Here is an 8802-nt window from a genome sequence, read left to right as displayed (position 1 = left end):
GATCAAAGCGGAGGCAGTAGTGGAACAGGTTCGGGTTGCCCTGCAGGCTTCCGACCCGCTCAGTCAGGCCGGCATCGCGAGCTATCTGCAGTCTCGGCCGGAGCTGACACTGCTGCGCAGCAGTGCGCGCGCCAAGGCCAAGGTCCTCGTCGTCTCCTGTGACCGGCTCAACACCGATGTAGTCGCGACGCTGCGCCGCTCGGCGGCCGAGATCGGCCCCCCGGTGGTACTCATCATCAACGAGATCACCGAGAGCGATCTGCTCACCGCGGTCGAGTGCCGGGTCGTCGCGATCCTGCCCCGGGTCACCGTCACCGCCGAGTGGCTCGTGCAGAGCGTCCTGACCGCGGCCAAGGGCGGCGGCGTCATGCCCTCGAACCTCGTCGGGGAACTGCTGAAGCACATCGAGCGGCTGCGGCGCGACGTGCTCACCCCGAACGGCCTCAACGCCTCCGACCTCACCCCCCGTGAGGTCGACATGCTCCGCCTCATGGCCGACGGCCTGGACACCAACGAGATCGCCGGCGAGCTGTGCTACTCCGAGCGGACGGTGAAGAACGTGATCTACGGCGCAACCCACCGGCTCAAGCTGCGCAACCGTTCGCACGCGGTCGCGTACGCGCTGCGCGCCGGCATGATCTGACGAGATGCGCGGCTCGGCGCCCACCGTCACGATCGGCAAGCACACCGTCGGCAATGCGCTCGTCCTGCACGCCCGCGAACGGATCAGCTCCGAGGCGCAGTCCCTGGCGCTGGCCGTGGCGCACGACGCGGAGAACGAGATCGTCGTCCTCGACCTGCACGACGACCTGCCCGCCGGCATCTGGGAGTCGGTGGCGGGTGCCCTGCACAGGCGCCGCCGCGGTGGCATCCGGCTAATCGTCTGCGGTGCCCGCCAGGACACCTCTGTCCTCGCCGGGCAGTGGCTGTCCGACCGCCTCGGCTGCCCCGTCGTGGCGCCGTACGGTCAGATGATCCGCGGTTCCTCCGGAACGCTCTTCGTGCACGCCGCCGAGGGCAGCGGCTGGTTGCGGTACAACCCGAGACGGCCGCCGCGCTGGGAGGCGAAGCGCTATCCCCGCCCGGACTGGGACGTGGCCGCCGCCGAGTTCCTGCCCACCAGCGCCCACGGCGCCGTCGAGCCGCTGCCGGCCGGCGTGTGGATCCGGGACGGACGGGACGATGCCTCGGTACGCGCGCACTGGCAGATGCTGGCGTCGTCCGTACCGTGCCAGCCGCACGCCTTCACCGTCGTGCTGGGCTGTCCCGGGACCCCTCCGCTGCCGCTCGACGACGTGGCCCGGTTCTGGCGCGCCATCGGCGGCGAGGGCCGGGGCCAGGCGCGCTTCGTCCAGTACGGACCCGTGCAGCTGCCCGAGGGGGAGGTGCTGGGCCAGGCCCTCGCCGATCTGCTGGAGACGCGGATCGCCTGCTTCACTGGCGTACCGGTGGGCAAACCCGAACGCCCCCGCATCCACACCGTCGACGACGACGGCGCCCTGGGCTGGCAAGTCCTCGTCCGCGAGCTGGGCTACCTGCCGCGTGCCGGAGCGAACTTGCCCACCCCCCTGCCGCAGATCCTCAGCTACCGCGCGCCGACGATGCTCGGCGAGGCGGCCGGCCCGCGCGTCTACCGCTACGCCGACGATGCCGTGGTCGAGATCGTCCAATCCGGACTGTGGCTGCGCGACGCGGCCGTCCCCCGGTACGCCGACCGCATCCGCGCCCGCGTCGCGAACCCCCGGCACCACGCGCTGATCGTCGACGACGCGGAGCCCGCCCGGGTGGCGAGACTGCGCGAACTCGCCGAGGACCTCGCCGCCCGGCTCGACCCCGCCACCCGCGACCGCTGCACGCTGCACCTCGCCTCCGCGCTGGTACCCGCCACCCCGCGGGTCGCCTCGGCGGCCGGCGAGCTGACCGACGGCCTGACCTACCGCTTCAGCGCCGCCGACCTGGCCCTTGACGAGGCGCTGGCCGCCGTCGCGCCGCCCGCCGGGGAGGTGACCGGCCTCGCAGTGCCGGCGCCCGAGGTCAAGTCGCTGGGTTCCGGCCCTCGGGGCCGCGCCGGCGGGAATATGCAGTCCGCTCCCGCTCCCGCTTCGGCGCCTAAGGCGCCCGAGACCCATGACCTTCCCTCGCGCGTTCTCCCCCCGCCGGGAGCCGGCCGTGTCGCGGAAAGCCCGCTCTGGGAGGAGCCCGTCGCTCCGGTCTCGCCGGCGGTCCTCTCTGCGGCGCCGAACCGGGCCCGGCTTGAGCCCGCCGCACCGCCGCACGCCGCGGATCCCGTCCCGATGCCGCAAGCCCGGGAACCGGACGAGAACGCGCTGCCGTTTCGCGTCGCACCGACGGCCCACCGCCCTCGGCGGCACAGCGAGCCCCCGGTGCCGCCCCCGGACACCGCGGAGCGCGTCCTGGTCGCGCTGGACCGGGCCCGGCCGCGGGACCCGATGGGCTTCCAGGTCGAGCCCGATCCCGACGCGCGGGGCCTGCCCACCCCTGCCGGGCTCGCCGAGGAACGGGCATGGCTGCGCGGAGCGCTCAGCGGGGAGTTCGACGCCGCGGCGAGTTCGGTGTCGCGGGTACTGTCGGAGCACCCCGGGTTCCAGGCCGCTCCCGAGACGATGGTCGACGCGGTGGCCGTACGCCTGTATCTGTCCGCGGTGGGTGACCGTCTCGACGAGGCCCTCCGCGACGGTGACGTGGGCCCGCAGGTCCCGTTCGCCCGATGCGTCGCCGCCGGCCTACGCCGCCTGCCCTCGCACCGCGGCGCCACCTCGCTGGTGGCCGAGCTGCCGGCCGAAGACGTCGCGCGGATCCGCGACCGCGGCGTGCTCACCGACTGGGGGTTCACGCACGCGCTCACCGATCCGCCGCTGAACCTCCTCGGCGACGTCGACGTGCTGATCTGGTCGATGACCGCCCGGCGGACCCGGCTGCTCGAGCCCGACGACGACCACTGGGCCGAGTCGCGGGTGGTGTTCCTGCCCGGCACCAGCTTCAAGGTGCTGGACGCCGTACTGCCCGGCCCGGGGGTGCGCGGCCGGCTGCTGCTGCGCGAACTGGCCGCCGACGAGCCGGACCGCGGCCGGGTGCCGTTAGACGACCTCGCCCTCAACTCGCTCAGCCGGGCGATGGAACGGGCCGGCAGGGCCGGGACCTTCACCCGGGTGGGCGCGGCCGCCGCGAGCCGCTTCCAGACCGTTCCGGGACTCCGCCGATGACGGCGGTCGAGGCCTTCACCTGGGGCTGGGACGTCTCCGCGCCGGCTCGTACGGTGATGTGGCAGCTCCGGGGCAGCCACGGCTGGGTCCGGCACTGGGACGACCACAGCGGTCCCGCGGCGGGCCGCACCCGGTACGACCACGAACTCACCAGCCGCCGCGCACGCACCCTGCTGCTGCATCCCGCCCCCGGCCGGTACGGTGCCAGTCCTCACCGGACGGTCGTGCACTTTGAGGTGTGCACGAGCCTCCGCTTAGCCGGGATCTGGTTCGTTCGAAACGCACCATGCGTTCCCTGATCCGCGTCGACCTGGAGCGCCGAGTTGCGAGCATCGTCAACGAGGAACGGCGCAAGGCGGGCCTCCCGCGGCTCACCACGGACCCGCTGCTGGCCGAGGCCGCCCGGGCACATTCGGCGGACATGGCGGCCCGCGGCTACTTCAGCCACCACTCGCCGGAGGGCACGACGGCGGGGCACCGGGTGGCGCTGACCGGGTACGTCTTCGCGCTCGTCGGCGAGAACATCGCGTGGGGGCATGAGAACGCCCGGCAGGTCATGACGGCCTGGATGCACAGCCGGGGGCACAAGGCCAACATCCTCGGCCCCGAGTACACGCAGATCGGGGTCGGTGTCGCCGACGACAAGCGGGGCGTGCTGGTGTGGACCCAAAACTTCGCCGTACCCGGCTGATTGAGCCGTTGCGCTGTGGCCAGCGCTTGCAGCTTGACTCTGTACCTTGGCGTATCGGGCTCGGCACTCGCGGAACTCGTCTGCGGCAGTCCGCATCGGAAGACTCCGCCGACGGTGACCGCGGACGCCATCGATCGTCGCCCGCTCGTCCCGGCCCCCCGACGCCAGACCACCTTCCACTATGGTCTCGCGAACCGGTTCTACGAAAGGCCATAACCTTCATCGTGGCTGCTTCAGCACCCGGCAGCCTCCCAGCAGTGGCTGTACACCGCCACCTCCGCCACATCCAAGCCTGACGTTGCGTCCTGCGTAGTGCTGCTGCGGTTCGCGTTCTACGGACGGGTCTCGACCCCGGATCGGCAGGAGAGCACCACCTCGTACCGGTGGCAGCGGCACAGCGGCGAACGCACCATCGCCGGGACCGGCACGATCGTGCGGGAGTTCTTCGATCCCGGCCTTCCCGCAGTCTCGACTGGCACGCACGCCCTCAAGCCCGCGCCCTGCTACAGGCAATCACCCGGCCGGACCGGGACTTCGACGCGATCGTGGTCGGCGAGTTCGATCGGGCGTTCAGCGGTCGGCAACTGTTACGGCTGGCACCGTTCTTCCAACGGCACAACATCACGCTGTGGCTGCCAGAACTCGCCGGCCCCTACGACCACAGCGACCCGGTGCATCGGGCCTTCGTCATGCTGCTCGGGCACCGCGCCCGCTCCGAGGTCCTCAAAAGCCGGTTCCGAGTCAGCGAGGCAATGCGGGTCCAGGTGGTGCAGGAGGGCCGGTTCGTGGGCGTCCGCCCACCCTACGGGTACCGCCTCGAGGATGCGGGTCCGCACCCGAACCCGCAGCACGCCGGATGGGGACGGCGCCGGCATCGACTCGCTGCTGACCCGGTGACCGCAAAGCACGTGCGGTGGATGTACGAGCAGCGGCTGGCCGGGCGCAGCGTCACGGAGATCTATTCCAGTGGAGGCATTCACGGGATGCCTCATGACTCTTCGGGGGTGCCCACACCATGACGAAGCAGATTGTGACCTTACTGACCGACGACCTCGACGGCAGCGAGGCGGACCGCACGGTGGAGTTCGGTCTCGACGGCGTGAACTACACCATCGATCTGTCGGAGAAGAACGCCGGGAAGCTCCGCAAGGCGCTCGACCCGTACCTGACGGTCGCGTCGCGGGTCGGCCGCAGAAATGGCGGCCGCATTTCGTCCCGCGGTGCCGGCGCCGCACCGTCCGGGCGGGCGAACCGAGACCAGAATCAGGCCATCCGGGAAGGGGCCACCAAAGCGGCTACGAGGTTTCCGAACGAGGTCGCATCCCCAGCTCGGTCGTCGAAGCGTTCCACAAGGCGCGCTGACCAACCTCGCGGGCGAGGCCACGCAAACCTCCTTCGCATGGCTCTTGCGAACGCCGTCGTGCATTCGCAGGAGCCACGTCCGGCGAGACGCAGGGCTACGGCCCGCGAATCATCCCTGTTGATCTGCTAGTGCGGTCCAATCCGGCGGGTCGGCGGGGTGCAGGTGCGGATCATCGGCGGCGAAGGGTGCGTACCGGTCCGGGCGGCGTGGTGGGTCCCTCGAACCGCACGGTGACCCGGCCCAGGCCCCGGCCCCACACCCAGCCCGACCCATGACGGTCGTGGCGGACGTCCTGCCCAGGCCGCCACCCGACGGCCACCGGGTCCTCGACCCCGACCGGCTCCGCCTCCTCCCCGGCCACGTCTGCGGCCGGCTCGGACTCGGCAGGCGTGGTGCTGGTGAACAGCTCGTCCTGCGCGAAGTCGGCCAGAGTGGTGACCGCGACCCCGAGCAGCCGCACCCCGGCGGAGGTGTCGACGCCGGCGAGCAACCGGCGGGCCAACTGGGCGACCAACCGCGCATCGTCGGTGGGCTGCTCCCGCGTCGTAGACCGGGTGATAGTGGTGAAGTCATGGTGACGCACTTTGATACTGACCGTGCGGCCGGACACCCCACCGGTGCGAAGCCGCCCGCCCACCCGGGCCGCGAGCAGCTCGACCTCCCGGTTCAACCGCACCGGATCGCTCACGTCGACGTCGAACGTCTCCTCCGCCGACACCGACTTCGCCTCCCGCTCCCCCTCAACCGGACGGGAATCATCGCCACGCGCCAGCCGATACAACCCGTTACCTTTTTGATCGTCCCCAGCCGGGGACTGCTCGGTCGCTCGGTCCGGTATGACTTACTGCCCCTGTCGTACGCATGATCCGGGGGGTGTTGTCGCCGGGCCGGGTGCGTCGGCGGACCGCTGATAGGGACCCGGCCACCCGATCCTGGGTAGGTCTCTCCGTAACGTGGCTGCTGGCAGTCCGACGCTCGGACCAGCGGCCGAGCCCATGATGGACATCGCGGGAGACGAAAGCGTGCACAACCAGTACGGCGTGTTCCTGGGCTTGGACGTCGGGAAGACCGATCATCACGCGGTCGCGCTGGATCCGGCGGGCAAACGGCTGCACGACGCGGCGTTGCCGAATACTGAGGCTGGGCTGCGGAAACTGTTCGACAAACTCGGCCGGCACGGCCGGATCCTGGCCGTGGTCGACCAGCCCGCCTCGATCGGCGCGCTGCCGGTCGCGGTCGCCCGAGCGTGCGGGCACCAGATCGCCTACCTGCCCGGCCTGGTCATGCGCCGACTCGCTGACCTGCACCCGGGCACCGCGAAGACCGACGCCCGCGACGCCTACGTGATCGCCGACGCCGCCCGCACCTTGCCGCACACCCTGCGCCGGGTAGACGCCGGCGATGACACCCTCGCCGAGCTGGAGATGCTGGTCGGCTACGACGACGACCTCGCCGGTGAGGTGACCCGCATCAGCAACCGGATCCGCGGTCTGCTCACCCAGATCCACCCGCCCCTGGAACGGGTCCTGGGCCCGAAAGTCCAGCACCCGGCCGTCCTCGAAGCGTTGTCGCGGTGCGGTGGCCCGGCCGGGCTGCGCAAGGCGGGCCGGGCGAAACTCGCCGAGATCGTCAAACCGCGTGCACCCCGCATGGGTGTCCGCCTCGTCGAGCAGATCTTCACCGCTCTGGACGCCCAGACGGTGGTCGTTCCCGGCACCATCGCGGCCGAGACCATCTTGCCGAAGCTGGCGGACAGCCTGGGGGAGCTGCTCAAACAACGCGACCAGGTCGCCGGCCAAGTTGAGGAGACGCTTGATGCTCACCCTCTTGCCGAGGTCCTGATCTCGATGCCTGGTGTCGGGGTCAGGACCGCAGCCCGGATCCTGCTCGAAGTCGGCGATGTCGCCGCGTTTCCCACCTCCGGGCACCTGGCCGCCTACGCCGGACTCGCCCCGGTGACCCGCCGCTCGGGCACCAGCATCCGCGGTGAGCACCCACCCAAGAGCGGTAACAAGCAGCTGAAACGCGCGTTCTTCCTGTCCGCGTTCGCCGCACTTGCCGACCCGGCCAGCCGGGCCTACTACGACCGCAAAGTGCGCCACGAGGCGCTGCACGATCGAGTGGAGGTGAGAGACCACCACCTCTTCGCTGTCGCAGTAGCGAAGTGAAGCTGGGGGCAGCCTGAGCCGGGGAACGCCGGGGAGGGTGGAAAGCAGCCCCGACAACGCCGAGACGGATCGGAACTGCCAGACGGTCCGGGTTCGGCAAGCGAGGTCAGAAGGTGTAACGAGAGTGAACCAGTGGTTGAAGCTCCGTAAGCGTAGTACCGGCTCGAACCTGGTGGATCTGGGCCGGACGCAGCGCGCGGTTCCTGTTTTGCGGAGAAGCCGCCTCCCGGCCGACGCCCTCGGACGCAGGTTGGGTGACCGTGGTGAATGTATGCGGCGTAGCCGCGGGGATGTTGCCGGAGTAGAGCTGGACGCCGCCCTGACCGATCGATCGCGTGGTGAACGTGGGAACCACCTCGGGTCGCCCTACCCGCCCGGCCTCCAGCCGGGCGGCGGGCAGGTCCGTTGCCGACCGAGGGCCATGGGGTGGGACGGAGGTCTCGTAGTAGTCCGAGCGCCGGAGAGCGGCGCACATGGCGAAGGAGACCAGCAAGTCAGCAGCAAGGACACTGGAATGTCAGGAGGCCGTTGGTGAATACCGACGCACCGGAGCTGATATGGCCGTCGTTCCTGACGGCCGAGCACCGGGTACTGGAGATCCAAACCAAGCTGCACCGATGGGCGACCGGTGACCCTCAGCACCGGTTCGATGATCTCTACAATCTCGTCGCCGATCCCGCCTTCCTCGTGGTGGCGTGGGATCGGGTGCGGGGGAACAAAGGGTCGCGCACGGCCGGAGTGGACGGCAAGACCGCCCGCTACATCGAGGCCGAGCAAGGGGTCGAGGTGTTCCTCGCCCAGCTGCGCCAGCAGGTGAAACAGCGCAGCTTCCAACCGGTTCCGGTCCGGGAGAGGATGATCCCGAAGACGGGCGGCAAGCTGCGTCGGCTGGGCATCCCCACCACAGCCGACCGGGTGGTCCAGGCATCCCGGAAACTGGTGTTGGAGCCGATATTCGAGGCGGACTTCCTCCCGTGTTCCTAAGGGTTCCGCCCCGGGCGCCGGGCACACGACGCAATCGCCGAGGCTCGCATGCTTGCCAGTCACTCCTACGAGTGGGTGGTCGAAGGCGATATCACGGCGTGTTTCGATGAAATCTCGCATCCGGCCCTGATGGACCGAGCGCGGGCACGCATCGCGGACAAGCGCGTGCTGACCCTGGTGAAGGCGTTCCTGAAAGCTGGCATCCTGGGACAGGATCGGCAGCTACGGGAGACCGACACCGGAACTGAGCTTCCCCCCGGGATGTGGACACCGGGTTATGCCGCGCTCTGCTGCAGCGTAACGGTTTCCAGGGTTCGTTCGTAGTCGGCGGGGCTGCGGTAGCCCAGTGCTGAGTGGCGTCGGCGGTGGTTG

General features: G+C 70.3%; 8 protein-coding genes and 1 pseudogene. 8 read left to right on the top strand and 1 reads right to left on the bottom strand.

Annotated elements, in window-relative coordinates; all coding sequences use genetic code 11:
* Positions 1-19: 19 nt before the first annotated feature.
* From LDL48_RS32095 to LDL48_RS32075, 5 genes and pseudogenes are all read left to right on the top strand, one after another.
* Entirely contained in the window at positions 20-643 is a 624-nt protein-coding gene (locus tag LDL48_RS32095) for a response regulator transcription factor (RefSeq protein WP_225258949.1), read from the top strand.
* Between the two features lie 4 nt (positions 644-647).
* Complete coding sequence (locus LDL48_RS32090; protein WP_225258877.1) at positions 648-3224, top strand: hypothetical protein; 2577 nt, start codon at positions 648-650, stop codon at positions 3222-3224.
* A gap of 286 nt (positions 3225-3510) precedes the next feature.
* A complete protein-coding gene (locus LDL48_RS32085; protein WP_225258876.1) occupies positions 3511-3915 on the top strand; it encodes a CAP domain-containing protein in 405 nt (134 codons plus the stop codon).
* A gap of 545 nt (positions 3916-4460) precedes the next feature.
* Positions 4461-4934, top strand: a complete 474-nt coding sequence (locus tag LDL48_RS32080) for a serine integrase family protein (protein WP_372472225.1) — start codon at positions 4461-4463, stop codon at positions 4932-4934.
* Positions 4931-5277: pseudogene (locus LDL48_RS32075) on the top strand (histone-like nucleoid-structuring protein Lsr2). The gene LDL48_RS32080 and the pseudogene LDL48_RS32075 overlap by 4 nt, the downstream one beginning before the upstream one ends.
* Before the next feature lie 170 nt (positions 5278-5447).
* Here LDL48_RS32075 and LDL48_RS32070 read toward each other — a convergent pair.
* Entirely contained in the window at positions 5448-5996 is a 549-nt protein-coding gene (locus LDL48_RS32070) for a DinB/UmuC family translesion DNA polymerase (RefSeq protein WP_225258874.1), read from the bottom strand.
* Between the two features lie 280 nt (positions 5997-6276).
* Between LDL48_RS32070 and LDL48_RS32065 the strand changes: the two genes are divergently transcribed.
* From LDL48_RS32065 to LDL48_RS32055, 3 genes are all read left to right on the top strand, one after another.
* Entirely contained in the window at positions 6277-7446 is a 1170-nt protein-coding gene (locus tag LDL48_RS32065) for an IS110 family RNA-guided transposase (protein WP_255629547.1), read from the top strand.
* A gap of 531 nt (positions 7447-7977) precedes the next feature.
* Entirely contained in the window at positions 7978-8430 is a 453-nt protein-coding gene (locus LDL48_RS32060; protein WP_225258873.1) for a hypothetical protein, read from the top strand.
* A gap of 48 nt (positions 8431-8478) precedes the next feature.
* Complete coding sequence (locus LDL48_RS32055) at positions 8479-8754, top strand: hypothetical protein (protein ID WP_504786268.1); 276 nt, start codon at positions 8479-8481, stop codon at positions 8752-8754.
* Positions 8755-8802 lie beyond the last annotated feature (48 nt).

Source organism: Jidongwangia harbinensis (genome assembly GCF_020216025.1).
Classification (GTDB): Bacteria; Actinomycetota; Actinomycetes; order Mycobacteriales; family Micromonosporaceae; genus Actinoplanes; species Actinoplanes harbinensis.
Note: the sequence above shows the minus strand (reverse complement) of the source record. Positions and strands in the feature narration are given on the sequence as shown.

Coding starts and splice junctions, on each gene's coding strand:
- LDL48_RS32090 (WP_225258877.1), top strand. CDS start 648: ATGCGCGGCTCGGCGCCCACCGTCACGATCGGCAAGCACACCGTCGGC.
- LDL48_RS32085 (WP_225258876.1), top strand. CDS start 3,511: ATGCGTTCCCTGATCCGCGTCGACCTGGAGCGCCGAGTTGCGAGCATC.
- LDL48_RS32065 (WP_255629547.1), top strand. CDS start 6,277: ATGGACATCGCGGGAGACGAAAGCGTGCACAACCAGTACGGCGTGTTC.
- LDL48_RS32055 (WP_504786268.1), top strand. CDS start 8,479: ATGCTTGCCAGTCACTCCTACGAGTGGGTGGTCGAAGGCGATATCACG.